The 26,514-nt window shown below is 39.6% G+C and carries 28 protein-coding genes; 13 read left to right on the top strand and 15 right to left on the bottom strand.

What is annotated here, in order from left to right; genetic code table 11:
* The first annotated feature begins 238 nt into the window (after positions 1–238).
* Positions 239–1,282, top strand: a complete 1,044-nt coding sequence (locus tag CWB76_RS05180; RefSeq protein ID WP_010390257.1) for an AI-2E family transporter — start codon at positions 239–241, stop codon at positions 1,280–1,282.
* 34 nt (positions 1,283–1,316) lie between these two features.
* Here CWB76_RS05180 and CWB76_RS05185 read toward each other — a convergent pair whose 3' ends face one another.
* Positions 1,317–2,396, bottom strand: coding sequence for a flavin monoamine oxidase family protein (locus tag CWB76_RS05185; RefSeq protein ID WP_138605963.1), 1,080 nt, complete (start codon positions 2,394–2,396; stop codon positions 1,317–1,319).
* A gap of 632 nt (positions 2,397–3,028) precedes the next feature.
* Between CWB76_RS05185 and CWB76_RS05195 the strand changes: the two genes are divergently transcribed.
* A complete protein-coding gene (locus tag CWB76_RS05195; RefSeq protein WP_138605965.1) occupies positions 3,029–3,688 on the top strand; it encodes a hypothetical protein in 660 nt (219 codons plus the stop codon).
* 112 nt (positions 3,689–3,800) lie between these two features.
* Positions 3,801–4,151: a VOC family protein gene (locus CWB76_RS05200; protein WP_138605967.1), complete on the top strand. Its 351-nt coding sequence runs from the start codon at positions 3,801–3,803 to the stop codon at positions 4,149–4,151.
* Positions 4,152–4,270: 119 nt separating this feature from the next.
* Here CWB76_RS05200 and CWB76_RS05205 read toward each other — a convergent pair whose 3' ends face one another.
* The 5 genes from CWB76_RS05205 to CWB76_RS05225 form a co-directional block, all read right to left on the bottom strand.
* Positions 4,271–4,684: a hypothetical protein gene (locus CWB76_RS05205; protein WP_138605969.1), complete on the bottom strand. Its 414-nt coding sequence runs from the start codon at positions 4,682–4,684 to the stop codon at positions 4,271–4,273.
* Complete coding sequence (locus CWB76_RS05210) at positions 4,671–6,008, bottom strand: ATP-binding protein (protein ID WP_138605971.1); 1,338 nt, start codon at positions 6,006–6,008, stop codon at positions 4,671–4,673. The genes CWB76_RS05205 and CWB76_RS05210 overlap by 14 nt, the downstream gene beginning before the upstream one ends.
* Entirely contained in the window at positions 6,002–6,676 is a 675-nt protein-coding gene (locus tag CWB76_RS05215; RefSeq protein ID WP_010390247.1) for a response regulator transcription factor, read from the bottom strand. Before CWB76_RS05215 ends, CWB76_RS05210 begins: the two co-directional genes overlap by 7 nt.
* A 3-nt stretch (positions 6,677–6,679) precedes the next feature.
* Entirely contained in the window at positions 6,680–6,940 is a 261-nt protein-coding gene (locus tag CWB76_RS05220) for a PepSY domain-containing protein (RefSeq protein ID WP_138605973.1), read from the bottom strand.
* 161 nt (positions 6,941–7,101) lie between these two features.
* Entirely contained in the window at positions 7,102–7,404 is a 303-nt protein-coding gene (locus CWB76_RS05225) for a YciI family protein (protein ID WP_054201050.1), read from the bottom strand.
* Between the two features lie 188 nt (positions 7,405–7,592).
* On the opposite strand from CWB76_RS05225, the gene CWB76_RS05230 reads away from it, so the two are divergent.
* Positions 7,593–9,017 (top strand): sodium-dependent transporter, encoded by a 1,425-nt coding sequence (locus CWB76_RS05230; protein WP_010390240.1) that lies wholly within the window; start codon positions 7,593–7,595, stop codon positions 9,015–9,017.
* Positions 9,018–9,071: 54 nt separating this feature from the next.
* On the opposite strand, the gene CWB76_RS05235 is transcribed toward CWB76_RS05230, so the two are convergent.
* Positions 9,072–9,713 (bottom strand): CPBP family intramembrane glutamic endopeptidase, encoded by a 642-nt coding sequence (locus tag CWB76_RS05235; protein WP_138605975.1) that lies wholly within the window; start codon positions 9,711–9,713, stop codon positions 9,072–9,074.
* Positions 9,714–9,944: 231 nt separating this feature from the next.
* On the opposite strand from CWB76_RS05235, the gene CWB76_RS05240 reads away from it, so the two are divergent.
* Positions 9,945–10,214: an HU family DNA-binding protein gene (locus tag CWB76_RS05240; RefSeq protein ID WP_010390237.1), complete on the top strand. Its 270-nt coding sequence runs from the start codon at positions 9,945–9,947 to the stop codon at positions 10,212–10,214.
* A gap of 222 nt (positions 10,215–10,436) precedes the next feature.
* On the top strand, positions 10,437–11,015 hold the full coding sequence (locus CWB76_RS05245; RefSeq protein ID WP_138605977.1) for a type 1 glutamine amidotransferase domain-containing protein: 579 nt from the start codon (positions 10,437–10,439) through the stop codon (positions 11,013–11,015).
* A 65-nt stretch (positions 11,016–11,080) separates the two neighbouring features.
* On the opposite strand, the gene trpA is transcribed toward CWB76_RS05245, so the two are convergent.
* From trpA to CWB76_RS05275, 6 genes are read right to left on the bottom strand one after another with little or no spacing between them, the layout of a single operon-like run.
* Positions 11,081–11,902, bottom strand: coding sequence for a tryptophan synthase subunit alpha (trpA, locus tag CWB76_RS05250; protein WP_138605979.1), 822 nt, complete (start codon positions 11,900–11,902; stop codon positions 11,081–11,083).
* Positions 11,899–13,083, bottom strand: coding sequence for a tryptophan synthase subunit beta (gene trpB / locus CWB76_RS05255; protein WP_138605980.1), 1,185 nt, complete (start codon positions 13,081–13,083; stop codon positions 11,899–11,901). The genes trpA and trpB overlap by 4 nt, the downstream gene beginning before the upstream one ends.
* A 7-nt stretch (positions 13,084–13,090) precedes the next feature.
* Positions 13,091–14,455, bottom strand: coding sequence for a bifunctional indole-3-glycerol-phosphate synthase TrpC/phosphoribosylanthranilate isomerase TrpF (gene trpCF, locus CWB76_RS05260; protein ID WP_138605982.1), 1,365 nt, complete (start codon positions 14,453–14,455; stop codon positions 13,091–13,093).
* Complete coding sequence (trpD, locus tag CWB76_RS05265) at positions 14,448–15,485, bottom strand: anthranilate phosphoribosyltransferase (RefSeq protein WP_054201045.1); 1,038 nt, start codon at positions 15,483–15,485, stop codon at positions 14,448–14,450. The genes trpCF and trpD overlap by 8 nt, the downstream gene beginning before the upstream one ends.
* 10 nt (positions 15,486–15,495) lie before the next feature.
* Positions 15,496–16,098, bottom strand: coding sequence for an aminodeoxychorismate/anthranilate synthase component II (locus CWB76_RS05270; RefSeq protein WP_138605984.1), 603 nt, complete (start codon positions 16,096–16,098; stop codon positions 15,496–15,498).
* A 1-nt stretch (position 16,099) separates the two neighbouring features.
* On the bottom strand, positions 16,100–17,668 hold the full coding sequence (locus tag CWB76_RS05275; RefSeq protein WP_138605986.1) for an anthranilate synthase component 1: 1,569 nt from the start codon (positions 17,666–17,668) through the stop codon (positions 16,100–16,102).
* A gap of 444 nt (positions 17,669–18,112) precedes the next feature.
* Here CWB76_RS05275 and rnm point away from each other — a divergent pair, with 444 nt between their 5' ends.
* The 5 genes from rnm (at position 18,113) to CWB76_RS05300 (ending at position 21,707) form a co-directional block, all read left to right on the top strand.
* A complete protein-coding gene (gene rnm / locus CWB76_RS05280; RefSeq protein WP_010390227.1) occupies positions 18,113–18,967 on the top strand; it encodes an RNase RNM in 855 nt (284 codons plus the stop codon).
* Positions 18,964–19,584 carry an L-threonylcarbamoyladenylate synthase gene (locus tag CWB76_RS05285; RefSeq protein ID WP_010390225.1) on the top strand — a complete coding sequence of 207 codons (621 nt, stop codon included), beginning with the start codon at positions 18,964–18,966 and terminating at the stop codon, positions 19,582–19,584. The genes rnm and CWB76_RS05285 overlap by 4 nt, the downstream gene beginning before the upstream one ends.
* A gap of 2 nt (positions 19,585–19,586) precedes the next feature.
* Complete coding sequence (locus CWB76_RS05290) at positions 19,587–20,426, top strand: segregation and condensation protein A (RefSeq protein ID WP_138605988.1); 840 nt, start codon at positions 19,587–19,589, stop codon at positions 20,424–20,426.
* A 146-nt stretch (positions 20,427–20,572) separates the two neighbouring features.
* A complete protein-coding gene (locus tag CWB76_RS05295; protein ID WP_010390221.1) occupies positions 20,573–21,124 on the top strand; it encodes a cytochrome b in 552 nt (183 codons plus the stop codon).
* A gap of 1 nt (position 21,125) precedes the next feature.
* Positions 21,126–21,707 carry a YceI family protein gene (locus tag CWB76_RS05300; RefSeq protein WP_138605989.1) on the top strand — a complete coding sequence of 194 codons (582 nt, stop codon included), beginning with the start codon at positions 21,126–21,128 and terminating at the stop codon, positions 21,705–21,707.
* 44 nt (positions 21,708–21,751) lie between these two features.
* On the opposite strand, the gene CWB76_RS05305 is transcribed toward CWB76_RS05300, so the two are convergent.
* Both CWB76_RS05305 and CWB76_RS20035 read right to left on the bottom strand, forming a co-directional pair.
* A complete protein-coding gene (locus CWB76_RS05305) occupies positions 21,752–22,585 on the bottom strand; it encodes a transporter substrate-binding domain-containing protein (protein ID WP_138605991.1) in 834 nt (277 codons plus the stop codon).
* A gap of 122 nt (positions 22,586–22,707) precedes the next feature.
* On the bottom strand, positions 22,708–22,875 hold the full coding sequence (locus CWB76_RS20035; RefSeq protein ID WP_007375427.1) for a hypothetical protein: 168 nt from the start codon (positions 22,873–22,875) through the stop codon (positions 22,708–22,710).
* A gap of 412 nt (positions 22,876–23,287) precedes the next feature.
* Here CWB76_RS20035 and CWB76_RS05310 point away from each other — a divergent pair, with 412 nt between their 5' ends.
* Together CWB76_RS05310 and CWB76_RS05315 are read left to right on the top strand one after the other, a co-directional pair.
* A complete protein-coding gene (locus CWB76_RS05310; RefSeq protein WP_138605993.1) occupies positions 23,288–24,223 on the top strand; it encodes an acetoacetate decarboxylase family protein in 936 nt (311 codons plus the stop codon).
* Positions 24,224–24,243: 20 nt separating this feature from the next.
* Positions 24,244–26,493, top strand: a complete 2,250-nt coding sequence (locus tag CWB76_RS05315) for an NAD(P)-binding protein (RefSeq protein WP_138605995.1) — start codon at positions 24,244–24,246, stop codon at positions 26,491–26,493.
* The last annotated feature ends 21 nt before the right edge of the window (positions 26,494–26,514 follow it).

The raw sequence follows: 26,514 nt of genomic DNA on the forward strand, positions 1-26,514 counted from the left end.
CGAGCAACAAAGAGTTAATTGCCCCTAGGCAGAACCCTTTGGGCAGCGCCTGTTTGGCATTAATGCTACGTTATCGCCTATTTATGGGGAACAACCACACCACATAGGCTCTGTCTTGCCTTAATACCAAAAAGACGGCTGCAAATCTAATCTTGAAAGTCCAACAGACCCTTAAACATTTCATTCTATTAGCTTTTGCCTTACACTAAAGCCAAATAACAGTAATAGGATAATAGTATTGGCAAGTTTAACTGGGGTAAATAAAAGCTTAATAATTTTTGCCGCTTTGGTCATTGTGCTGGCGGGTATTAAAGCCGCAAGCGCTATTGTTATTCCGTTTATTTTGGCAGCATTTATAGCCATAATTTGTAGCCCACTCATTAATTTTTTTGCTCGTTACCGTATTCCAAAAGGCATAGCGGTAGTGCTTGTGGTGCTTATTATTATGGGCTTAGGGGTTAGCTTAGGCGGTTTAGTAGGGCAGTCGGTTAACGATTTTTCAAAACAATTACCTGAATATAAAGCACAATTAAAAGAAGAATTTGTATGGTTGGTTGATGTAGCCTCACAATACAATATTTTAATTAATAAAGAACAAATTTTGTCTATGTTTGATCCCGGCAAAATGGTTGATGTTGCCACCAATATGCTAACGGGTTTAGGTAGCGTAATGGCCAATATGTTTTTAATTATTCTAACAGTTGTTTTTATGCTGTTTGAAGGGCCGATACTTGGCAAAAAAATTCATTTAGCACTGGACGATCCCGACAGCAAAATTAAGCAAATTGACCGTTTTTTAGACTCTATTAACTCTTATTTAGCCATTAAAACCTTAGTGAGTTTAGCTACCGGTGTAATTGCTGGTTTTTACCTGTGGATACTCGATGTTGATTATTTTGTACTATGGGGCGTATTGGCATTTATGCTTAATTACATTCCTAACATTGGTTCAATCATTGCGGCTGTGCCAGCACTGTTACTGGCGCTTATTACGCAAGGTCCATTAGTGGCAGGGCTCGTCGGCGCGGGTTATTTAACTATTAATACCGTTATGGGGAATATTGTAGAGCCAAAATACATGGGTAAAGGCCTCGGGCTTTCTACCTTGGTGGTGTTCTTATCATTAATATTTTGGGGCTGGTTATTAGGCTCTGTGGGTATGCTGCTATCAGTGCCGTTAACCATGATTGTAAAAATAGCACTTGAAGCCAGTGATGAAGGGCGTTGGTTAGCTACTATGCTTGGCACAGGTGAAGAAACCGTTATCAAATCAGAAGACTGATACCTTATAAAGGCGTGCCTACATTGCACGCCTTTTAAATCATTAAATTAGCTAAGGCGCTATCTACAGCGTTTATAGCCCCCTCTAAATAGCCTGCATCTTGCTGTGCAAATTCACTCCCCACAAAATGCACTTTTAACTGTTTAAGCTGCTCGCTAAGCCCTGAAAAATTGAATTCAGGATGCTGCGATACACCTATTTGGTCATCTCTGTTGGCAACAAATTCATCCTCAGCCCAATCCTTTATAATGCAGCTTTTCGCTGTATAGGCTTGCTCACCGTAAAAATAGCTGAGCTGATCAAGGCAAGCTTGGGTTAATTGTTCTCTGGTCACTTTACTGCGCTGCAAGTAAGGCACGCCAATAAAGCCAAACAGAGCAGGGTAAGAATGCTCACTGGCTGACGCATCATGAACTTCTACCAATGGGCCTACACGGCTAAAACATTGTCCCGATAAATTTCTATCTCGCCAAAAAGCGTGCTCAAAAGTGGCAATAAACTTTGCTTGGCCTGCCATCCACGTAGGCACCGACGCTAAACGCTGTGCTAAACCATTATCAGCCCATAAATGCGGGGTTAAATGTTGGCTGATCATTCTAGGCGGTAACGCCAATAGTAACTGATCGCAAGTATAGTGTTGCGTACTCCCTTGGTAATTAGCGCTTATATGCCAGCCATCGGAGAGCGTTTTTACTTCGCTAACAGCGTGCTCTAATTTAACGGTGTTTGGCTCAAGCTGCTGATAAAGCAAATTGATAAGCTTGCTCATACCGTTTTGTATTCTAAATAACTGCATTTCGCCAGCCCCTGCAATTTGCTGTGCAGGGGCAGTATGCGATGCTTGATACAACACATCGCCTTGGGTGTATTGTTCAAACACGGGGATGTTTAAAGCAGCAACTAATTGTTGAATATTAGGCTGGTGCGGAAATATCCAGGTAGGGCCTAAATCGTGGCTAATGGTGTTACTAGTCGGTAAATAATGAGACGCAATTCTGCCACCTAAACTGGCTTTGGCCTCTAATAATAAAAACGGAATATCACGTTTTTTAAGGTTGTAAGCAGCATATAAGCCCGCTAAGCCACCACCAATAATAACCACAGGTTTATGCATTTTAAAATCTCTTTAGCTAAATCAATCTACTGGTAGGTAGTTTGTGGTTTTTATGCAGATTTGTCAAAACGTTTTATGGGCAAAGTGAATAAGCTGAGTTCCCCCTCTATATTCAGGAAAATGAGCCAACCGGGAACAGAGTGTTAATTAATTACGCTTTAAAATAATAAAAACTTAATGATAGTAATATGTTAGCTAATTTGTTAAAACTATATCTAGTAGAAAAATTAAACGTAGCGCTGGTATAGATATATGCGGATCGCGCAGTGTTAAATTGTTAGAATTTAAGGAAACTTATGGAACCTAGCGGAATAACATTTTAAGCATGAAGAGTATTTTGGAGACATAGGGCATCCAAAGCTTTGGAGTAAGCTGTTTGGGCTTAAAAGTGATATAGCTCACGGCCAACAATATGAATTTCAAGAGCAATATTCAGTTTTAAAGTTGCTTGAAAATGCAAATAGATTTCTAGATATAGTAGCGAAAGAGCTCATCAAACTTTCTATTGAAGAAAATGAATTAATAGCTGATCTCAGAGAATGTTTAATTATAAAAAGGCGCTGCTGTATCACCATTTTCGTTGTGCTCCAAATTTGTCGGAGAGGCGGCGTTATTAAACAAGGAGGTAGATTATGAAAAATAAGTTTATGGTTATTGTGTGTTCTTTTTTATTAACGTTTTCTTTGAATGCGTTTGCTCAAGAGGATAGCTCAGCAAAAGTAGCCCAGATATTAGGGAATACAATACATGTTACTGATCTAGAAATAGATTTGAGTTTTTTAAAAGGATATAAGCGCTCTTATCCTGGTTTATCAGAAGATGATGTGCTTGATAAAATGCGAGCAGATAAATTAACTTCAATAATTTGGAAACGAATTATCCAAAAGTTACCTGATGAACATAATTTAGAACCAACAGCTGAAGAAGTAGAAAGTTTTACTGAAGCTATGCATCGATTTAGCTCAGAGTCATCAACTGAGACATTAACTTCTGAAATGAAAGAAGCTTCATTTAGAGCAAATAGAGACGTCGTTAAAACTTACAAAATTAGTAAGTATCTTTATGAAACGTATGGAGGCACAGTTATTTTCCAACAAGGAAACCCTCATGAACCTGTAGGTGCCTATCGTAAACTTCTAGAAGAGTATAAAGCCCAAGGGAATTTTAAAATTTATAACCCAAAATATGAAAAAGCTTTCTGGGCGTATTATTTGAGAAAACACCCAATGGTTATTCCAGAGGATAAAGTTGATTTTTCCAAACCATGGTGGGAAAAAGCACAGGTTGAGTAGTGCAATTCAAATACCTGAAGTTTGCTTATGATTATCGAGCATTGCTTCTACCTTTGTATATTACTAGTCCAAGTCGCAAATAATATAAACAAGAATAAGGGTAAAAACTAAAATGACTCAAAATAATAAAATTAACTATATTGAGATTCCTGCACAAAATATTGCAGCTACTAAGGCCTTTTTTAGTGACGTGTTTGGCTGGTCATTTGAGGATTATGGCTCAGAATATTGTAGTTTTAGAGGGCAAGGTGTTGATGGTGGTTTCTTTAAATCTGACTTGGTTGTTTCTACTAAAAACGGAAGCCCGTTAATTGTGTTATACAGTAATGCCCTTGAAGCGACTCAAAATAAAATTGAGGAAGCTGGAGGCAAAATAATTAAGCCTACATTTTCATTTCCAGGTGGTAGACGATTTCACTTTAGCGACCCAAATGGAAATGAATTTGCGGTGTGGTCAGAGTAATCACATTACAAAGTCTATAACTACAAAAATGCAGCCTTTAAGGCTACACTTCCCAAAATACCAATAAACTAACCACGAAATTAACAAGAAACAACAAATAATGTTTAATTAAGAGTTGGTTAAAGCCCCATTTTAAGCTGCTGAATGAATTGCTCTATCATTGCTATTTCACACTCTTTATAAGTTACTACAGCTTCCAGTGAATTAGGTTGTTTTAACATGTAACGCCACTGGCAGCTTTTTTGTATGTACTTATCTTTGGCGTTAATACTTTGTTTAAACAGTGATAAAATGATGGTATTACCAGTTTCACTTTCTAATTCGGCCAGTTCAAAAGTGCGCTTTTGGATCCAACTGTCTTGTTGCTGTTGCACTTTATTTAATTTGGCATCTAAACATTGTGTGTAATCTTTAATTTGCTCTGGCAGGGCGTTGCTTTGCAATGTACATTGTTGCTCAGCAGCCATACTTTGCTGTGCCCATAACAATAATAGGCTTAAGCTAAAACAAAGGATGTAGTTATTTTTTTTCATGATAATTAAACTCGAGAATAAATTCTGCACCGCCTAAACGTTGCGACTGAGATATAGTTAACAGCCCGTGATACGACTTAACTAAGTCAGATACAATAGCCATTCCAACACCGTGTCCGCTTTCGTAGGTATCAAGGCGCGTACCTCGTTGTAACAATGATTCACGTTTATCAGGCTTAATGCCAGGGCCGTCATCACAAATGCTTATACTGAGCGTTCTAGCTTGTGAAACATTAATACTGACTTGGGAGCGGCAGGCTTTACAGGCATTATCTATTAAGTTGCCTAATAACTCCATTAAATCGGTTTTATCACCTAAAAAGTAATCTTTATCGCTCACTTGGCAGTTAAATATAATGTCTTTATCTCGGTATACTTTACTCATTGCACTTAAGATAGAATCGATAACAGGCTTGATAGGGGTTTGCTTTTTCCATGTATCGGAAGCACCTGTGGCTGCACGTTTTAATTGGTGCTCGATCATCACATTAATTCTGTCGAGTTGTTCTTGTGCATCTGCATCGTTAGCTAATGGGCTTGATTTTAAAACAGCTAACGGCGTTTTAAGTGCATGGGCTAAATCGCTAAGAGAGGCGCGGTATCGCTCTTTTTGGCGTTGCTGCGACTCTAATAGTAAATTTAGGTCGGCTTTAATGGTTTGCAGTTCAACGGGGTATAAGCCTTTAATTTCTTGAATATCGCCTGATTCAATGGCTTTTATTTCTTTATCTAGACGTTGCAGAGGTCGTGCACTCCAAATAAAACCAATGGCCATTAACCCTGCAATGGCAATCCCCATAATAAACATCCAATCAACTAAGGTTTGCTTAAAGCCATCCATTAAACGCAGTAGGGCATCGTTACGTTTTAATAAAATAAAGCGTGCTTGCTCTGATTGGTCAATATTATTAAGTATTACCGTTAAACTTAATTGCCAGTAGGTGGTGTTGTTATACACCACACGTCTGAAATCGGCAGCGCCTGCTTTGGGTTCTATATATTGGGGAACAAAGTTAACGTTAACCGCCGACTCAGAATGCCAAATAGGCATGTCGTCACGGTAAATCATGGCGTAGGTGTCTGAGTTTAGGTTGTTGAGTTCGGGGGTTAAAATAGAGCTGGGCATAATAATGCCACGCTCGGTAAAATCAACTTCGGAAATAAGTGAATACAGGTGTGCTTCTAGATTTTTTTCGGTGGCATCAACAAGTGACGCGTAATACGCCTTACCTATGGAGTAAAACAAAATAGGTAGAGCGACTAACAAAACAAAGACAAGGATAAATCCTTGCCTTATTTTTAACGAAATTTGCGGTGTTACCACTGGCTTTTAAGCCTGTAGCCACGCCCACGCAGTGTTTCCACTGGGTTAAGCACGCCATCTGGGTCGAGTTTTTTACGCAAACGTAGTACAAACACTTCAATGACGTTCGAATCAAGGTCAAAGTCTTGGTCGTAAATATGCTCTGTAAGCTCAGACTTTGAAATTACTTTTTGTGGGTTAACCATTAAGTATTCGAGTACTTTGTACTCATACGCAGTTAAGCTCAGCTCTTTATCGTTTACCCATACTTGTTGTGAACGTGTATGAATTTTAATAGGGCCTGCTGTCATTTCTGGGTTTGCTTTACCAGCACTGCGACGAATAAGCGCATTACAGCGAGCAATCAGTTCTTCCACATGAAATGGCTTAGTTAGGTAGTCGTCAGCACCGGCATCTAGGCCTTCTACTTTGTCTTGCCAGCGATCGCGCGCGGTTAAAATCAAAATAGGAATAGTCACCCCTTGGGCGCGCGCTTTATTTATTAGCTCAATACCGTCTATTTTAGGTAGGCCTAAATCAACTACAGCCATATCTAAAGGGTATTCAGTGATGTGAAAAAGGCCAGCTTCACCGTCGTGACATAAATCAACACTGTAACGCTCTTTTTCTAATGCATTGCGCAGGTTGTCTGCCAAATGTAAATCATCTTCTATTACTAAAATTCGCATTGGTTAATCCTTTTTCACTTCGCCAGTTTTCTTGTTTATTTTCAAATCGACGACGTGGCCGTCAGCTTTTAAAATTCGTACAGTAAAAAAAAGTGTTTCTTCAGAGATCTTTAACGTTGTACCGTCTGTAGTTTGTTTTGCAAGTATTACTGCTTTTTTTTTACTTACCTCAACTTTATCGGTTTTGCTTTTGATATTGTTTGCGTGGGCAAAATTAGCCAAACACACTACCGCGATTAAATTGAGTATTAATAATACACGCATTACGGAACTCCTAGAACAGACCTGCCTAGCTTAAAAACTAAGCCATTAAAACTTTAATACCTTGCGGCGTATTTAAGTTTTTAGTAAGCAAAGTTTAATTAAAAATGAGTGAACAAACCCTGAATTGCTGGTTGCAGTTAAACAGGGTGGTCATAGTTTAATTAAGCAGGGAACACTTTTTTAAATGGTTTAACAATAGAGTTTTCATATACGCCACCGGCAACATAAGGATCATCTGCCGCCCATTCTCTGGCGTCTTCTAAAGAATTAAATTGAGCAATCACTAAAGAACCCGTAAAGCCTGCATCTTGAGGGTCTTCACTATCAATGGCTGGAAGTGGACCTGCGGTTAATAGTCTGCCTTCGTCTTCTAGCGTTTGTAAGCGTGCTAAATGAGCTGGGCGAGCCGCTTTACGGTGCTCTAAACTATTTTGGACGTCTGTTGAATAAATCATATACAACATATAAATACTCTCAAAACTTGTTAAATTTAATTAACTGCATACTAGCATAGCGTTGATAAATGGTGAATTAAAAGTGTTTATGGCGATGTTTACAGCAAGAATGTTTTTTTACACGGTAATTGCTTGAAAAGCGTTGCGTAACACTGGTAGAGTCCCTTGGATAAGATAAATAATAACAAGGTTATTACATGAGTGAAAATAGAGAGCACTTTAGCTCCCGCTTAGGATTTATATTGGCAGCGGCAGGCTCTGCTGTGGGTATTGGTAACTTAGTAGGCTTTCCAGTTTCTGCGACTAAGAATGGCGGTGGTGCATTTTTGCTCGTCTATGCTTTGTTTGTCGCATTCATTTGTTTACCCGTAATGATGGCTGAAATGGCCATGGGTCGTCATGCACAAAAAGACCCGCTGGGTGCATACAAAAAATTAGCTAATAACGACAAAAAATGGAAATTTGCTGGCTTTTTAGCGGTATTAACGCCGTTTATGATTGCTGTTTTTTATATGGTGATCACGGTGTGGATTTTTGGTTACTTGAGCCAAACCGCGCTGGGTAATTTAGATATGCTGGCAAACCCTGGACACTTTGGTGAGTTTATAAATAGCTATACCGTGTTTGGTTATATGGCGCTGGTAGTAGTTATTGTTAACCTAATTTTGGTCGGTGGCGTAAAAGACGGCATAGAAAAAGCAGCTAAATTTTTAATGCCAGCTTTATTTGTAATGCTTATTATATTGGTGGGTTACGTACTCACTCTTGATAACGCCATGGCCGGTGTTAAGTACTATATTATTCCTGATTTTAGTAAAATGAATGCCAGCGTGCTGAATGGCGCATTGAGCCAAGCGTTTTTCTCATTGTCGTTAGGTATGGGTATTTTAATTACCTATGCATCTTATATCTCGAAAAAAGATGACATTGTAGGCAGTGCTAAAATGGTTGCTATTACCGACTCACTGGTTGCGTTTGTAGCAGGCTTAATGGTGTTACCGGCTATTTTTAGCTTTGATCCAAATACCGATCCGGCTAAGTTATCTGACTCGTCAGTTTCAATGATTTTTGTCTACCTTCCAAAAATTTTATTAGCGCTACAAAATGATATTGGTTACTTTGGCGCATCAGCCGTGGCATTTATTTTCTTCTTATTGGTATTTTTTGCTGCTATCACATCACTGGTATCTATTGTTGAAGTACCAACAGCAACACTAAGCGATCGTAAAGGCATTAGCCGTAAAAAAGCGCTGGGCATACTCACTTTATCAACCGGTATATTAACTATTTTGTGTATTATGTCGTTTGGTATGATTGACAGCCTAACTACTTTTACTAGCTACGGTAGTGGTAATAAGAGCTTTTTTGATGTTGTTTATGACGTATTTTACGACACAATATTGCCTTTAAATGGTTTAATGGTGTGTTTGTTTGTAATGTATAAATGGAAAAAAGTTCGCTTAAGCGAAGAGCTAAGACAAGGCTCTCCTAATTATGCTAATAGCTTTATGGAAAAGTACGTTAACTTTTCACTGCAAACCTTTATTCCAGCGATATTATTAATCATTTTTGTAAATACCGTTGCAACGAAGTTTTTTGATATCAGTATTTTTGGTTTTTAATTTAAACTAAATCTAAATAAGCCGCGCCTGTCGCGGCTTTTTTATTGCTGCTTGTTAATTCAGTGCACCAGAGTCTAAATAGTCACCCATCCCTAGGGTAAACATCCATATGCCCCATAAGCTGTGCTCAAGAACACAGGCAAAGGTTGAGCGGCTTTGTGCGTAGGTATATGCAAATAGTAATCCGCCTATAAATGCTAAACTTACTGCAACCCAATTAGCGTAAACAATATGTGCCAGTGCAAATACACTCGCACTTATAATAATGCGTAGCCATTTACTGGGCATAATGCGCTTATAACGATGAAAAAAGTAGGTTCTAAATATTAATTCTTGTGGGATCACCGACAATAAAGGGTAGAGCATTAATAGCATTAGCCAGTCGGTGAGATTTTCACGAGGTAAAGTAAACCAGTGTCCTTGGTAAAGTAAGTTGTAAAATACCCCCGAAAATAATGCGCCAATAAAGAAAAAACTAAACATGCGGCGCTTCACAGCAGAAAACTGCCCCAAGCTAGTTAATCTAAAACGTTTAAAGTGGCTGTCGTTTAATAACAACATACAGCACACACTCATGAGGATGATCAGTGCTGGAATAAGCCAGTTAGATAAATATTGGCGAATATTAAAGCCAATTAAAGGCAGAATGATAAAAATAAAGGTAAATTCAAACCAGCGGTATTGATTAGCGTTCACGTTTGCTCACGGTGATTTTTATTTCACCTTAGCAAACGATTAAGTCATCTTTATGACTATAAAACAGTCAAGCTGATTATATTTAAACCCAATGAGTCTTACTAAGGCACTTGGCTTCCGGTTAAGGTTGACTTACCCCCTTGCAACCCTTAGCCTGCCTGCTTTTATTTTTACATCATTGTATTGCCACGTTAATAGGTTTAAGCCTAGGCGTGTATTTAGGAGCAAAAAATGAATAAAGCAGAATTGGTTGCAGCTATTGCGGATGCGAGTGAATTAACAAAAAAAGACGCACAAGCTGCGTTAACCAGCTTACAAAAAGTGATTACAAAGTCGTTGTCTGAAGGCGATCAGGTACAAATTTCAGGCTTTGGTACTTTTGCACTTAGTTACTACCCAGCGCGTACTGGTCGTAATCCACAAACTGGTGCAGCGATTGAAATACAAGGGGCTAATAAAGCCGTATTTAAACCAGCAAAAGCGTTAAAAGAGCGCCTTTAATTTAAAACTTTAGTGCCTGTAAGTTCGCTTCTTCCCCAAAAGCCACTATTTAGCTTACAGGCTCTTTGCTTTATTACTTTTGCCTGTAGTATCTGCAATCAGTGTAAATAATTTACATTACTTGTTTATTCATATTTATAAAACCTTATTATATTCAGCGTGTTATATTTGGTATGTGATATGCAAATACAGTTATGTATTGAATGAAATAAGGAGTATTTAATGAGTAATTTACATAACAGTAATCGTTTACAAGGTAAGAAAATTGCCATTTTAGCCACCGATGGATTTGAGCAAAGCGAGTTACTTTCGCCACAGGCTGCTTTACTTGAAGCGGGCGCCGATATTGAAGTTGTTTCTATTAAAGAAGGGCAGATCACCGCATGGGATGAAGACAAGTGGGGTGAAAAAGTTGCTGTTGATAAATTAGCAGCCAATGCAAATGCCGGTGATTACGATGCGCTTTTACTGCCTGGTGGCTTGTTTAATCCCGATAGCTTACGCCAAGACTCGGATGCTAAGGCATTTGCAGATGGTTTTTTTGGAGCAAAGAAAAACAAACCCGTTGCCGCTATTTGCCATGCGCCGTGGTTACTCGCGGAGATTAACAAGCTCAGAGACAAAAAGGTCACTTCATATCCGAGTATTAAAAGTGATTTAATTAATGCCGGTGCTAACTGGGTCGACCAAGAGGTGTGTGTTGATCAAGGCTTAGTGACTAGTCGCAGCCCTTCAGATTTAGACGCGTTTAATGCTAAGTTTATAGAAGAGATTCTTGAGGGTAAGCATCAAGCGCATTAAGTTTGCAGTTTAAATAAAAAAGGGCATGTTACATGCCCTTTTTTAGTGATTAAAAACACCGTTGATTAAAGCGCTGTTGCGGCTTTCATCTCACTTACAAATGTTTTTAATTGTGTGGTCATTGCATTTAAATCATTTAGGTTTGCTTCAATGATTTTTACTACTGCAGAGCCTGAAATAGCACCCGCAGCACCGGCTTTAAGCGCGGCTTTTACATCATCAGGTGTTGAAATACCAAAGCCTAATAACGCAGGCGCACTGTGGTACTCTTGTAAGCGCGAAACCACGTGTGTTGCAGGCATTTGTGCTTTAGTATCGGTGCCTGTTACCCCTGCACGAGACAGTAAGTAAGTGTAACCGCGACCGTACGATGCGCACTCACGCAACGTATCGTCACTGGCGTTCGGCGTAGCGATAAATATCGGGTCAATACCGTTTGCCATGGCGGCTTTTCTAAACATTTTAGACTCGTGTAATGGCACATCAGCCACTAAAATAGAGTCAACGCCTACTGCTTTTGCATCAGTGTAAAACTTTTCTAAGCCACGTTTAAAGATTAAGTTTGAATACAGTAATAAACCAATTGGGATGTCGGCATTGTACTGGCGTATTTCTTTAATAATATCAAAACAATCTTGTGTATTAATGTGCTCATCTAAAGCACGAATATTGGCCTTTTGAATAACAGGGCCGTCGGCAATCGGATCTGAAAACGGAATACCTAGCTCTAGTCCATCTGCGCCGCCATCGATTAAGCTTTTAATAATTTCAATGCTTTGCGATTTCCCCGGATCGCCAATAGTAACAAATGGTACAAACGCGCCTTGGTTTTGCTCTTTTAGTGCTGCAAACATTTGTCCGTAACGGTCAGTTTTTACTTGGCTCATAATTGACCTTCCTCTGATAATACCTTGTGTACGTGGGCTAAATCTTTATCGCCACGGCCACTTAAATTAACCACTAAAATGCTTTCTTCTTGCAACTCTTCCGCATATTTAAGTGCATATGCAATGGCATGACTTGATTCTAGTGCCGGAATAATACCTTCGTGTTTTGCCAGTGCTTGAAACGCATCAAGAGCTTCGGTATCGCTAATGCCTACATATTGAGCTCGACCAGTTTCGTGTAAAAATGCATGTTGTGGCCCTACAGCAGGGTAATCTAATCCCGCCGATACAGAGTAAGACTCTTCAATTTGGCCATCGTCATTTTGCATAATGTAGGTATAAGTGCCGTGTAAAATACCTTTAGTGCCTTTGCAGATGGTTGCGCCGTGCTCGTGGGTATCAAGGCCTTTACCTGCTGGTTCTACACCAATTAATTTAACACCCGGCTCGTCAATAAAATCAGTAAACATACCAATGGCATTGGAGCCACCACCTACACAAGCTAAAACCGCATCAGGTAGTCGACCTTCCGCTTTAAGAATTTGCTGTTTAGCTTCCTCGCCAATAATTTTTTGATACTCACGTACAATTGTTGGAAAAGGATGAGGACCCGCAGCCGTACCTAGTAAGTAATGTGCCTCTTGATAGTTTGCTGACCAATCACGCAGAGCTTCGTTAACCGCATCTTTTAATGTGCCCGAACCTGCTGTAACCGAAATAACTTCAGCGCCCATAAGTTTCATTCTAAATACATTAGGCTGTTGGCGTTCAACGTCTTTTGCACCCATGTAAATACGACATTTTAAGCCAAGTAATGCACACGCAAGTGCGGTGGCTACACCGTGTTGGCCTGCACCGGTTTCTGCTATAACTTCTTTTTTTCCCATGCGTTTAGTCAGTAATGCTTGACCCAACACCTGATTAGTTTTGTGTGCACCACCGTGGAGTAAATCTTCACGCTTTAAGTAAAGTTTAACTTTAGGGTTTTTAACTAAGTTGCGAGTTAACGTAAGCGGCGTAGGGCGACCTGCATACTCGTTTAAAAGCTGTGTAAATTCAGCTTGAAAATCAGGATCTTTTTGCGCTTTGTTAAATTCGCTTTCTAACTGCTTTAGCGCAGGTACGAGTAACTCGGGAACAAACATTCCGCCAAACTCGCCAAAATAAGCTGGATTTTGCATTTTAACCTCAATAGTTTCTGATGCTTGAAAAAGCATGATTTAATTTTTTTGCGCACTTTTTACCAGGAGACTGCTCTACACCTGAATTTAAATCAAGTCCTAAAGCTCCGTGATAGAGGGCATCGCTAATATTGTCTGGGTTTAAGCCGCCAGCAAGCATAAAGGGGGTGGTCGCATCACGCAGTACCGACCAATCAAATGTTTTACCTGTGCCACCCGCGTGTGAATCACTGTGGGTGTCGTATAAATGGCGATCTGCGCCTGCTACGGGTTGTGGTAAAACATCTTTTATTGCCTGCGCTTTCCAAATTTGGCAATTACGTGGTAATTCACTACGTAATGACGCAATGTATTGTTCATCTTCTTGGCCATGTAATTGAACGGCTGATAATTTAAGTTGTTTAGCGTGTTCAGCCACATCAGGTATAGCAGCATTAACAAATACGCCAACAAATTTTAAAGGCGCACTTTGACTGATTTCTTTAGCACAATCTAAATCAACAAAGCGGGGGGATTTAGGGTAAAAAATCAACCCGCCATACACAGCGCCATTGCTATAGGCTGCAATAGCATCTTGATTGCGGGTTAAGCCACACACTTTGTTCTCGCCTAATATAACGCGACGACATGCTTGTATTAGATCAGCTTCAGCCATTAATGAGCTGCCAATTAAAAAGCCATTACATAAAGGGGCTAAGCGTTTTACATCTTGATGGGTGTAAATACCTGACTCTGATATAACCACTTTATTTTCAGGAATAAGTTTCCGTAGTCGTTCTGTGGTGGCTAAGTCGGTGCTTAAGTCGCGTAAATCTCGATTATTAATCCCAATTATTTGTGCATTTAGTGCCAGCGCACGGTGAACTTCTTCTTCGTTACTTACCTCAGTTAATACTGACATATTTAACGAGTCGGCCACTTCATGCAGTGTTTTATATTGCTGATCGTCAAGCACAGATAGCATAAGTAAAATAGCGTCGCCGCCATAAAGACGTGCCATATAAACTTGGTACTCATCAATAAAAAAGTCTTTACAAATAAGCGGCTGTTCTACTTGGCTGCGCACAAATTCAAGGTAATCAAAACTGCCTTGAAAGTACTTTTCGTCAGTTAACACACTCATACAAGTGGCATATTGCTTATACGCTTGGGTGATTTCTGTTAAATCAAAAGGCTGACGAATCAACCCCTTAGAGGGCGACGCTTTTTTGCATTCTAAAATAAACTGAGTACCAGGTGCTGCCAGTGCTTTGTAAAAACTACGCTCAGTCGGTTTGGCTTGGTGTTTAAAGCTCTCTAGTGGGCGCGCCGCCTTACGCTCGATTAGTTCTATTTTTTTATCAGCAATAATTTTGTCTAATACATTAGCCATGACTTACCTCAATAATTGCATTTAATGTGTCCATGGCCTTGCCTGAACGTAATAAAGAGTGTGTTATTTGTGCACCTTGTTTTAACGACTCTGCTTGGCCGGTTAAGTACAGCAATGCGGCCACATTAACAACAATTGCGGCATTGTGTGCCTCAGTGCCTTTACCTTGTAAAATAGCAAGGCTGGCGTTTGCATTGTATTGTGGGCCTTCACCGGCTAATTGTTCAAGTGAATAGTTTGCAAGGTCAAAATCACTTGGACTGAGTGTGTACTGAGTAATTTTACCATTATTAAGCTCTACAACCTGTGTTGGGCCATGTAAGGCAATTTCGTCAGTACCAGAGCCGTGCACTATCATAGCGCGTTTAGTGCCTAGAGTATTAAGCGTTTGTGCCATTGGCAGACATAAAGACTCATCGTACACGCCGAGTAATTGCACCTCAGGAGCTGCTGGATTAGCCAGTGGCCCAAGAATATTAAAAATGGTTCGGGTTTTTAAACTGGTACGCACGTTCATCGCATGACGCACCCCACTGTGGTAGTGCGGTGCAAATAAAAAGGTAAAATTTGTGCTCTCTAAACAACGAGCAGCGACCTCTGGGGTCATATCGATATTGATCCCCAGTGCTTTGAGCAAGTCAGCAGACCCAGAATTACTCGACACGCTTCGATTGCCATGTTTTACCATATTAATACCTGCCGCGGCCGCCACAATTGCCGCGGTTGTACTGATATTGATAGTGTTTGAACCATCGCCACCGGTGCCACAGCTATCAGCAAGTAGTGTTTTATTAGTGGTAAAGGCCACGGCATTTTCACGCATTGAAGCGGCAGCACCGGCAATCTCATCGCTTACTTCACCTTTCATTTTAAGGCCAATAAGTAACGCAGAGAGTTCAATGTCGCTCATATTACCTTGCATAATTTGATCAAATAGCGATTTTGCTTGCACGTAACTAAGTGACTGCTTTGTGATGATGTGCTCAATGGCGTGTTGAACATTAAGCGGGCTGTGTAATTGATTAGTCATAATGTTCCTTTTATTTGGCACGTGTTAAATAAGCAACGCTTTGCTGTAGTAGCATTGCGCCGTTGGGCGTTAAAATTGACTCTGGGTGGAATTGATAGCCCAGTGCATTGTCTTGATGATGATAAATAGCCATTGGAATATCTTGATACTTTGCAATAACCGCTAAGTTATCAGGTACTTTTGTTGCCATTAAAGAGTGATAACGTGCCACTGGCATGGTGCTTCCCATACCGTAAAATACAGGGTGATCATTTAAATTTATAATTGATGACTTACCATGTACGGTTTCACCAGCGTGACCGATTACTCCGCCATAGCTTTGTGTTAGCGCTTGTTGGCCTAAACAAATACCTAGCATTGGGAACTGGCCCTTACACAGGTTAATTAACTCCATAAGGCAGCCTGCATCGCTAGGCGCACCAGGGCCTGGCGATAATACCAGTAGTACTTGTCCACGCTCTGCCTGCATTTTTTCGAATATGATCTCTGCGCTAATGTTGTTTCGGTAAACTACTAACTCAGCACCTAGCATGGTTAGCTCATCAACAAGGTTGTAGCTAAATGAGTCAAAGTTATCTAAAAAGTAAATTTTAATAGGGTGTGCTTCACTCATTTTAAACTGCCTTATACGTCGATTTAATCGCGGTTATCACCGCTTGGGCTTTAGCGCGCGTTTCGTTTGCCTCTGACATTGGATCTGAATCAAATACAACCCCAGCACCGGCTTGCACATACGCAATATTATTTTTAACAAAGGCGGCACGAATAACAATACAGCTGTCCATGGCACCGTCACCAGTTAAATAACCAACCGCGCCACCATAGCTACCGCGACGTTTGCCTTCAGTTTTGCGCACTAATTCTGCCGCACGGACTTTGGGGGCACCGACTAAGGTACCCATGTTCATACAGGCTTGATAAGCATGCAGAGCATCTAATTCGGGTTTTAATTTTCCTACTACACGTGATACTAAGTGCATTACCTGTGAATAGCGGTCTACTTTTAATAGCTCTTTGGCATGGCGTGTACCAGGCACGCTAATACGAGCAACGTCGTTACGTGCTAAATCAACCAGCATTAAGTGCTCGGCACGTTCTTTTTGATCGTTTCTGAGCTCAAGTTCAATACGGCTATCTAAATCGGGATTAATTTGTCCATTTGCAAACTTACCCCGTGGGCGAGTACCTGCAATCGGATAAACCTCAACTTGTTGAGACTTAACCTCATACTTAAGCGCAGACTCTGGAGAAGCGCCAAATAATGAGAAATCTTCATCACGCATGTAAAACATGTATGGGCTTGGGTTTTGCTTTTTAAGCTGGCTATAAGCATGTAATGAGTCAGGGCACGGCAATGAGAAAGTACGAGAGGGCACCACTTGAAAAATATCGCCATCAACTATGTGTTGCTTAAGTTTTATCACTTGTTGGCAATATTGCTCATCACTAATATCAACATTTACAGGGCAGTCACCTGTTTGGCTTGGGGCACTAAAGTCTGCGGCGTGGTCGCACAATGTATTAAGGCGCTCTAATTGTTTGCCCACTTCAAAACAATTAGCGTGAACATCAGGGCCATTAAACACATTACCAATTAATTCGGTTGTTTGTTTTTGGTGATCAATAACAACCAGTGTTTCGGCTAAATAAAATACGTAGTCTGGACAGGTGTTTTCACCGTCAGGCACATCGGATAGTTGTTCAAAGTTAGCCACCATGTCGTAGGCAAATACGCCGCCTAAAAACACTGAGAACGGATTGTCAGTGGTGCTTCTAATACTATTTAAACAAGTGCGTAGTGCACTAAAAGCGTTATCTGCAATCAGTTTGCTAGCTTGGTCAATGGTGTCATCTGCTGGGTGATACTCAAGTATGAGTGTGGTATCGGTTAACTGTGAAGCGCAGTTTTGTACATTAGCCTGCAAATAGTTAAGTAGTTGTTGGCCGTTGTTTGATTGTGCACTGATGCTCACTTGGTTGCCTTGGCAAACAATACGCAATGCACAATCAACTAGTATTAAGCTTTTTACGCTATCTTTTGAATCTATTTCTGCAGATTCAAGCAATAGTGAGTTAGGTTTATCAAGTGCCGCATACAAGGCAAGTGGGCTACTTATGTAGTCTCGTACTTGCGTTATGCTGGTCACTTCACCTGGTGTTGTTGTTATATGACTAAAAATCAAACCTCATCCCCTAAAAAAATAAAACCCCGCAATGCTAAGCAGTGCGGGGTTTGAATAACGATGTCTAAATTATAGATAGACCATTACCGTCCCGCTATGCCAGGCGCCACCACCAATGATGTGTAAGAGTGTTTACGTTATTCATGTTTTTAATTCCTGTTAATCTTGTATTGCAAAATTTAGTGATAAAAAAACCCGCATGGTAGCGGGTTAGAATTTTTTGTTTAGACACGACAATTCATCACCCTTTGTTTTAAGAGTGCCACCACCAAATGATGTTTTGAATTGTATTTTTCATTGTTATTTATTCTTTAATGTCTAAAAGTGGCTACAGTAAAACGTATCAACTGCTTTTGTGTCAAGTGTTTATTTAAAACAATTTCGTTAAAAAACTTGTTATACTGTGTGAAACACCCTTAAACCATTAATTAAAGTAGTTTTCATTTGATAAAATACGACTTACATAGCCATACAACACACTCAGACGGACATTTAACCGTTGAGGAACTATTAGCGCGAGCAGTCGATAAAAACATTGATGTATTTGCCATTACCGATCACGACACTGTGGCCGCAATTGAGCCTGCGCAGGCTTTTATCAAACGTGAAAACTTGCCGCTTAAACTGATTAATGGGGTTGAAATATCAACCAAATGGGAGAGTTTTGAAATACATATTGTTGGGCTTAACATTGATACCAATGATAGCACTTTGCATACATTACTTAGCGAGCAACAGCAAAAGCGCGAAACCCGTGCAATTGAAATAGGCCATCGATTAACTAAAAATGGTTTTGAGGGTATTTATCAACAAGCCCGCGAGCTGGCTGAAAATGCGCAAATTACTCGCGCTCACTTTGCCAGGGCTTTAATTGAGCGAGGTGTGGCTAAAAACTTTCCTGGGGTATTTAAAAAGTACTTAGGGCGAGGAAAAACCGGTTACGTACCGAGTAACTGGTGTGATATGCAAACGGCAATTTCAGCAATTCATGCCGCCGGTGGGGTGGCTGTTTTGGCGCACCCAAGTAGCTATAAAATGTCGAATAAGTGGTTGCGTAAACTACTCGTAGAGTTTAAATCAGTGGGCGGTGATGCAATGGAAGTTGCCCAACCGCAACAGGCCCCGAGTGAGCGTCAGTTTTTAGGCTTGTTGAGTCAAGAATACGATTTGCTTTGCTCTCAAGGCTCTGATTTTCATTTTCCGACTAGTTATTTAGAACTTGGAAAAAATTTATACTTACCTAAAGATTGCCAAGGGGTTTGGCAAACATGGGAAAAGCACGAAGGAGTTGCATTATGAGTCAATTATTTCATATACATCCGGATAACCCACAGCCTAGACTAATTTCTCAAGCTGTTGATATTATTAAACAGGGCGGCGTAGTTGTGTACCCAACAGATTCGGGATATGCGATTGGCTGTAATTTAGGTAACAAACAAGCAAAAGAGCGCATAGAGCGTATTCGTGGTATTGAAAAACACCATAATTTTACTTTAGTGTGCCGCGATTTATCTGAGCTTTCTACTTATGCTCGCGTAGATAACCAAATGTTTAGGCTGATCAAAAATAATACCCCAGGGCCTTATACGTTTATTTTTAAAGGCACAAAAGAAGTACCTAAACGCTTATTAAACGATAAGAAAAAAACCATAGGCATTCGTGTTATTGAACACCCAATTGCTTGTGCGTTACTTGCGGAATTGGGTGAGCCATTAATGTCATGCTCACTTATTTTACCGGGTGATGAATACACGCAAGCGGACCCCGATGACATTTTGGATCGTCTAGATAAGCATGTCGATTTAATTATTCATGGCGGATACCTCACAGAGCAAGCAACCACGGTAATTGATTTATCAGAGGACGATATTCAAATTTTACGTGTAGGCTGCGGCGATACGGCTCCATTTGAATAGCAATGAAACAGCCTGACACGGTTTCGTTAATACCTACAGATATGCCAGTGCAACAAAAGCTGCCACTGGCATTTTTGCATGGGAAAGCCGTTGTTGAAAAGCCTGAAGATTTATATATTCCGCCTGATGCGCTTGAAGTTATTTTAGAAACCTTTGAAGGCCCGTTAGATCTGTTGCTTTATTTAATTAAAAAGCACAAGTTAGATGTTCTCGAATTATCTATATTTAGCATTACTGAGCAGTATGTAAAATATGTAGAAATGATGAGTGAGTTTCAGTTAGAACTCGCCGGCGAATATCTCGTAATGGCAGCATTGCTGGCGCAGATTAAGTCGCGGCTATTACTGCCAGTGCATGAGGAATTAGAAGAAGAGGAAGATCCCCGCGCCGAGCTGATAAAACGTCTACAAGAGTACGAACAATTTAAAAAAGCGGCCGAAAATATCGATTCTTTGCCCCGCGTTGGTCGCGATATATTTATCGCCAATGCAACTTTCCCAGAGTTAGAAGAAAAAAACCAACCCTTACCAGAACTAGCAATCAAAGATCTATTGTTAGCGCTAAGTGACGTAATGGCGCGTGCTAAAACATTTGAGCATCATTTAATTAGTGCAGAAACCCTGTCAACTCGTGAACGTATGAGTTTAATTTTACACACACTATCCCAAGCAAAAGCACCCGTTGCGTTTACCCAACTGTTTACCTTTGAAGAGGGCCGCAGTGGAGTTGTTGTTAGTTTTATCGCCATGTTAGAACTAATCAAAGAGGGCTTAATTGCTTGCTTACAAGTTGAGTCTGATAGCCAAATATATGTATCTCTTAATGAGCCTGCCGAAAGTTAACCTCCCATAAAGTTTTTTGCAATTATACTAAATTAATAGACTTTACTGTGCGTATACGCACGATAAGTGTTTGCATATGCTATTTTAATCGCCACTCATCCATTATATCGTAGTGTTATTACTAGATTACAGATTGGCGATAAGCAATGTTTAAAAACTCAAAAACCGGTTATGGCCTGATGGCTATATTTTTACACTGGTTAATGGCGTTGACTGTCTTTGGTTTGTTTGGTTTAGGCTTATACATGGTTGAGCTAACTTACTATGATAGCTGGTATAAAGGCTCATTAGATTTGCATAAAAGCATAGGGCTGAGTTTAGCGGCTGTATTTGTTTTTAGACTGTTATGGCGTCGATTTAATGTAAAACCTAGCCCTATTGGGACCAACACTCAATTAAATCAGCTGGCCCAAACCGCACACATTTTAATGTATCTGTTTTTAGTGATTATTATGGTGTCTGGGTATTTAATTTCTACTGCTGATGGACGACCAATCGAAGTGTTTGGCTTGTTTTATGTTAAAGCCATCGACTTTACCTTTGATTCTCAGGCAGATATAGCAGGGCAGATCCATTATTACAGCGCATGCTTATTGATCGGGTTTGTGGTGCTGCATATTTTAGGTGCGTTAAAACATCACTTTATAGATAAAGATAAAACATTAATTAGAATGATCAAATTACAAAAGGAAGCTTAAAATGAAAAAGTTACTATTAACTTCAGCGTTATCAGCAGCGATGTTTATGACAGCTACCCATGCTAGTGCTGCAGACTATGTTATTGATACCAAAGGAGCACATGCCTTTGTTAATTTTAAAATTAAACATTTAGGTTACAGCTGGTTGCACGGGCGTTTTAACACCTTTGATGGGCAGTTTAACTACGACGCTAAAAATCCAAACGCATCTCAAATTAGTGTAAATATCGACACAACAAGCCTAGATTCAAACCATGCTGAACGAGATAAACACTTACGCGGTGGTGACTTTTTAAACGTAAGCAAATACCCACAGGCTAGCTTTAAAAGTACAGCAATTAAGTTTGATCAAGACGGTGAAGAAGCCACAGTAACCGGTGAGTTTACCCTTCATGGTATTACTAAAACAATTAGTTTTGAAATTGATAAGATTGGTGAAGGTAAAGATCCATGGGGTGGTTACCGTGTTGGTTTTGAAGGTGAAACCAGCTTAAAACTAGCCGATTACGGTATTGATTACGATTTAGGCCCAGCGTCAACGCACGTTGATATTGGTTTATTTATTGAAGGTATTCGTCAATAATACCGTTTTATAGTTAAAGCTAAGCGTTATCACGCTTAGCTTTTTTATTGTAAATGCGCTTCTAATTTTGATTTTAAGTGACTTGGTAACCACCGAGTTAATACTTGTTTATAGTCTTCAGTTTGCTTAATTAGTTTGAGTTGCTGATTGAGTGTGGCAATATCTTCTGCGCCTTGCTCGTTTTTAGTACAGCCAATGTAACCGTAACTAATTTTTGGTGCCTCAGTCAGCATGCGCTGCGTTAAATTGTCACTAAACCCCATCGTTTTTGCTAAATAATAATGCTCACTGGGGTAGCCTAATAAAATATCAATTCGCTCTAAGTTAAGCATATAGGTTAATGTACTGAGGGTATCGCGAGTAGGTCTAATGACAATATTTGTATTAGGTGTGGTATTAATTATTTTATCAATTTCACTGCCGTATGAGCGATTCATCGATACACCCAAGGTGAGCTTTTTATTTACTAATAAATTAGTTAACGACACTGATTTACTGCTTTCAATACCTAGCGCAATGCTCAGCTTTTGATGCATGGCAATAGATGGAGAAAGACCAGCTGTAGAGCTTTGATGCGTGAAATAAACACGTTCTTCTCGATATTTGTTTTTATAAAGTGATAATGCGCATGCATTTGATTGCAGGTTAGCGAGTTCCTGAATAACTTTACCAGAGGGAATAATGATACGTTCAAAGTTAATATGCGGAAGTTGTTGCTCTAATAGCGAAATAATACTTTCATCACGGCCCTGAGATTTATCCGGACCGCTCAATATATAATAGGGCGCAAAGTCATGCGTTATCCATTTTATTGTTCTGGCATCACACTTTGTGCTTAAAAATACACAGACGAACAGTATTATCCACGAAAACCGCATTTTCACTACAACAAATAAATAAACATGGATTTAAGTGTAGTCAGTAATACACCAAAAAGTAAAATGCCAGCATAAAGCTGGCATTTTAATTTATTTATAAGTTAAACACTTATAAATAATAATTAACTGGCTTTCAGCCATTTTACAAATTGACGTGCATCACTTGCTTTTTGAAACAATGCATTTTTCAAACCTTGTGTATCGCTGAAGATTACACGATGTTTGTTAACCGAAATTGATTGCACTGGATGTGCTATTTGGATCATAGATCCGTTATATTTGTATGACATAATAAAACTCACTTTATTTTTGTTATTTATTCTGGGCTTTTTCTTAAAGCACATTACAGATGATAAATAATCTAATTGTGTTTAGCTTCATTACAGTGTTGACGATCTTTATGACACTTTTACGATGATATTAAAATAAATCATCAAGGTATTAATAGGGGTTCTCGCCGTACAATAACTTAGCTTTTGAATATACGTTTTGCGGGGCTTACTGGATCAGGGTAAAGAGGTTAACCGCTAGGGCTTTTTATAGCCAAGCAGCAATAATACGCCACAATATTTTTCTTTGCAAGCAATTTATTAAAATACTTTGAATTGAGTGGAATTCACGAATAGCCATAAATATTAATTCGTAAAGATCAACAGACTCAAATATATCTGACTATACTCAGTTTTTAACTGAGGGGGTCAAATGAGTTCACTATCTGCGCCATATCAACATTTTTTATCTAATCCAATAGCAAAGCCGCCTTGTCGTATGCACAATGCGAATATGTATGGTTTTTTTGCTGAAATAGAATCTAAGAAAGCACAAAAGTACATTGATTCAACGTTAAACATAGGGGGTGAGGGTAATATTTATTTTAAAATACTTGGCGAGTTTGCACTTATTACATTTACAGATATTGAAAAAATAGCCTCAATGACCTCGCCATTCGATCAGCATGGTTGGATGCAAGAAACAGATATTATCATTTGGTTGCCTGTCGCTAAGGTTGAGGATGAAGATATAACCTACTTATATTGGTATCCAGCTTTTATCTGTGTTAACAACATTTATGCACTTATTAATGGTCGCGAAACATGGGGCTATAATAAGTATTTGTGTGACTACACCATGCCCAGCTGTGTATCGGAGCTATCGAATTTTTCAATATCTTTAGAGTGCTTCGAATATTTTTCTCCTGAATCTAAGCTACAAATGCATGAGTTATTTTCAATTACTATGAACTCTAAACACCAAGATAGCGATTTCTTATCTATTATTGATGACTTTGGCGAGCAAGTAGCAAATTTGTTTTCTCGCAAACATTTAGGTATTGATTTTTCATTATTAAAGCAGCTATTGAGTGGCTTTGTTAATCCACAAATGGATCAAATATTGTTAAAACAATTTCCTGATGGCAGCGGTGATTCAGCGGTATACCAAAGCGTAATGCACTCACCCTCTGAGATTAAAAAAATACACCATTTTAAATTTTTAAAGCCAGAGTTTACTTTACACCTCAATAAATTAGACAGTTTCCCACTTGCCGACATGTTTGGTCTAAAGTTAGGTAGTCAAGCGTTGCATTTACCTTTTTATGTGCAAATGGACTTTGACCAGTTAGCCGCAACTAAAATTTAAATTGCTTAGAAGGATTTACCATGAACCAAGAAAAAATCGTGATAATTGGTGGCGGTGTATCAGCAATGACTGCTGCATTGTATTTGACTGAGCAAAGTGACTGGCAACAGCATCGAACTATCACAGTATACCAACAAGGCTGGCGTTTGGGTGGTAAAGGAGCAAGTGGTCGTAATGCGGCTAGCGGGCAGCGTATTGAAGAGCATGGCTTACATGTTTGGTTTGGTGCTTATGTAAATAGCTTTAAAACAATAGAAACGGTTTACACTAAATTACAACGGCCAGCCGATTCACCTTTATCTACATGGCAGCAAGCATTAAAACCGCATAGCTTTATAGCCTTAGAAGAATATATTGATGACCAATGGCAAACATGGCCAATTGATTTCCCATTACTTGCAGGGAATCCTGCTGATGGAAGTTTAGATATAACGCCATGGGATTTTATTAAAATGACCCTAGCTTGGCTAAAAAAGTGGATATTTGATTTACAGTCAGCAGCAAAAAAAGCCAACAAAAATATACAACTAAGTACAAAAAAATCACGAGATCAATCTTTATTACGGCATTTGCACCAACAAATAACAGATTTGGTTGATGATACCGAAGATGCTTGGCAACAATTTGCTGATGATATAAAACAATATTCGAGTGAAGTTGCTTCTACTCCAAGCTTATTAATTAATACGTTAAATAAGTTTGCCCACGCCGACAATACATTAAACCCCCAAGTACATGAGAAAAAAGATGGCCTTGTTATTTGGTATATAGTTAGAAAACTAAAGCGCTGGCTTAATAGCGAAATGATTGAGTTGTTAGACAATAATGCGCAGCTTAGACGATTATATATTTGCGCAGACCTTGCTATTGCAATGCTAGTTGGTTTGGTAAAAGACAAAGTATATCGAGATGGGTTTGAGGTTATAAATAAATTTGATTTTAGGCAATGGCTTATAAGAAATGGGGCAAACGAGCAATACAGTGCTAATTCGGCGCCCATACGAGGGTTTTATGATTTGGTGTTTGCGTACCCTGCGGGTGACCTAAGTAAGCCCAATGTTGAGGCTGGTGTCGCATCACTGGCTATGTTACGCATCGCGCTGTGTTACCGCGGAGGGGTCATGTGGAAAATGCAAGCGGGGATGGGCGATGTCATCTTTGCTCCCTTGTACGAATTACTTAAAAAAAGAGGGGTTAAGTTTGAGTATTTTCATCAATTGCAAAACCTGACTCCCAGCCTAAGTGAGCAAGGAGAGAGTTTTGTCGAGAGCATTGAGCTTCAGCAACAAGTTTCTTTGCTCTCAGACGCAGAGTATAAACCACTGGTTAATGTTAAAAAACTACCTTGTTGGCCAAGTGAACCACTTTATGCGCAAATTAATAGTGAACAAGCCGCACTATTAAAGAAGCATGATATTAACTTAGAATCTTTTTGGTCAGACTGGCCGTCTCAATACGAAAACCATTTTGGGCAGCCACTGCCAATAAAAAAATTAAACTACAAAGAAGATTTTGACAGAATTGTGTTGGGTGTATCTGTGGCGTCACTTGAGCACGTATGCCCTTCATTATTAGCGTGGGATACTAAATTTGCAGCACAAGCAAAGCAAGTCAAAACGGTGGCAACCCAAGCTGCCCAACTATGGCTTAATAAAACAGACGAGCAATTAGGCTGGCAATATATTCCAAAGAGTAAAGAAGGCCCAATTCTAAGTGGCTTTAGCGAACCATTTGATACGTGGGCGGCAATGATGAATTTAGTCGACAAAGAGCAATGGCCTACTGATTGTCCTCCTAAAAACATTGCTTATTTTTGCAGTGTTTTTCCTTGTGAGCACTATCCATCAAAAAGTGAACATCAATTTCCTCTACAGGTTAAATCGCAAGTAAAGGTAAACCTAGAAGCAATACTAGAAAAAAACATGCAGTCTTTATGGCCGCTTGCATATCAAAATAATGAGTTTGATTGGTCTGTATTATATGAAATATCGTCATCAGGGGATGAACGATTAAATGCTCAATACTGGCGAGTAAACGTTGACCCAAGTGAGCGTTATGTTTTGTCAGTTGCTGGTTCAAGTAAGTATCGACTGGCGACAGATGAAACAAAATTTACAAACCTTTTTATTACCGGAGACTGGATTAAAACGGGTGTTAATGCCGGTTGTGTTGAAGCGGCTGTTATGGCGGGTATGCAAACAGCCAGAGCAATGGTGGGTTACCCACAACACATTAGTGGCGAAAATGCATTTGCAGTTATCAAAAATTAAAATACTCTTCCAGCACAGCTT

The organism is Pseudoalteromonas sp. S1609, from assembly GCF_005887255.1.
Taxonomy (GTDB): Bacteria; Pseudomonadota; Gammaproteobacteria; order Enterobacterales; family Alteromonadaceae; genus Pseudoalteromonas.

Bases quoted from the DNA above. Each gene is read 5' to 3' on its own strand.
- CWB76_RS05195 (WP_138605965.1), top strand. From the start codon at position 3,029: ATGAAAAATAAGTTTATGGTTATTGTGTGTTCTTTTTTATTAACGTTT.
- CWB76_RS05305 (WP_138605991.1), bottom strand. From the start codon at position 22,585: ATGCGGTTTTCGTGGATAATACTGTTCGTCTGTGTATTTTTAAGCACA.
- CWB76_RS05220 (WP_138605973.1), bottom strand. From the start codon at position 6,940: ATGCGTGTATTATTAATACTCAATTTAATCGCGGTAGTGTGTTTGGCT.
- CWB76_RS05230 (WP_010390240.1), top strand. From the start codon at position 7,593: ATGAGTGAAAATAGAGAGCACTTTAGCTCCCGCTTAGGATTTATATTG.
- CWB76_RS05200 (WP_138605967.1), top strand. From the start codon at position 3,801: ATGACTCAAAATAATAAAATTAACTATATTGAGATTCCTGCACAAAAT.
- CWB76_RS05270 (WP_138605984.1), bottom strand. From the start codon at position 16,098: ATGAGTGAAGCACACCCTATTAAAATTTACTTTTTAGATAACTTTGAC.
- CWB76_RS05240 (WP_010390237.1), top strand. From the start codon at position 9,945: ATGAATAAAGCAGAATTGGTTGCAGCTATTGCGGATGCGAGTGAATTA.
- CWB76_RS05315 (WP_138605995.1), top strand. From the start codon at position 24,244: ATGAACCAAGAAAAAATCGTGATAATTGGTGGCGGTGTATCAGCAATG.
- CWB76_RS05185 (WP_138605963.1), bottom strand. From the start codon at position 2,396: ATGCATAAACCTGTGGTTATTATTGGTGGTGGCTTAGCGGGCTTATAT.
- CWB76_RS05290 (WP_138605988.1), top strand. From the start codon at position 19,587: ATGAAACAGCCTGACACGGTTTCGTTAATACCTACAGATATGCCAGTG.
- trpA (WP_138605979.1), bottom strand. From the start codon at position 11,902: ATGAGCCAAGTAAAAACTGACCGTTACGGACAAATGTTTGCAGCACTA.
- CWB76_RS05225 (WP_054201050.1), bottom strand. From the start codon at position 7,404: ATGTTGTATATGATTTATTCAACAGACGTCCAAAATAGTTTAGAGCAC.
- trpD (WP_054201045.1), bottom strand. From the start codon at position 15,485: ATGACTAATCAATTACACAGCCCGCTTAATGTTCAACACGCCATTGAG.
- CWB76_RS05285 (WP_010390225.1), top strand. From the start codon at position 18,964: ATGAGTCAATTATTTCATATACATCCGGATAACCCACAGCCTAGACTA.
- CWB76_RS05295 (WP_010390221.1), top strand. From the start codon at position 20,573: ATGTTTAAAAACTCAAAAACCGGTTATGGCCTGATGGCTATATTTTTA.
- trpCF (WP_138605982.1), bottom strand. From the start codon at position 14,455: ATGGCTAATGTATTAGACAAAATTATTGCTGATAAAAAAATAGAACTA.
- CWB76_RS05215 (WP_010390247.1), bottom strand. From the start codon at position 6,676: ATGCGAATTTTAGTAATAGAAGATGATTTACATTTGGCAGACAACCTG.
- CWB76_RS05205 (WP_138605969.1), bottom strand. From the start codon at position 4,684: ATGAAAAAAAATAACTACATCCTTTGTTTTAGCTTAAGCCTATTATTG.
- CWB76_RS05300 (WP_138605989.1), top strand. From the start codon at position 21,126: ATGAAAAAGTTACTATTAACTTCAGCGTTATCAGCAGCGATGTTTATG.
- CWB76_RS20035 (WP_007375427.1), bottom strand. From the start codon at position 22,875: ATGTCATACAAATATAACGGATCTATGATCCAAATAGCACATCCAGTG.
- CWB76_RS05245 (WP_138605977.1), top strand. From the start codon at position 10,437: ATGAGTAATTTACATAACAGTAATCGTTTACAAGGTAAGAAAATTGCC.
- trpB (WP_138605980.1), bottom strand. From the start codon at position 13,083: ATGCAAAATCCAGCTTATTTTGGCGAGTTTGGCGGAATGTTTGTTCCC.
- CWB76_RS05310 (WP_138605993.1), top strand. From the start codon at position 23,288: ATGAGTTCACTATCTGCGCCATATCAACATTTTTTATCTAATCCAATA.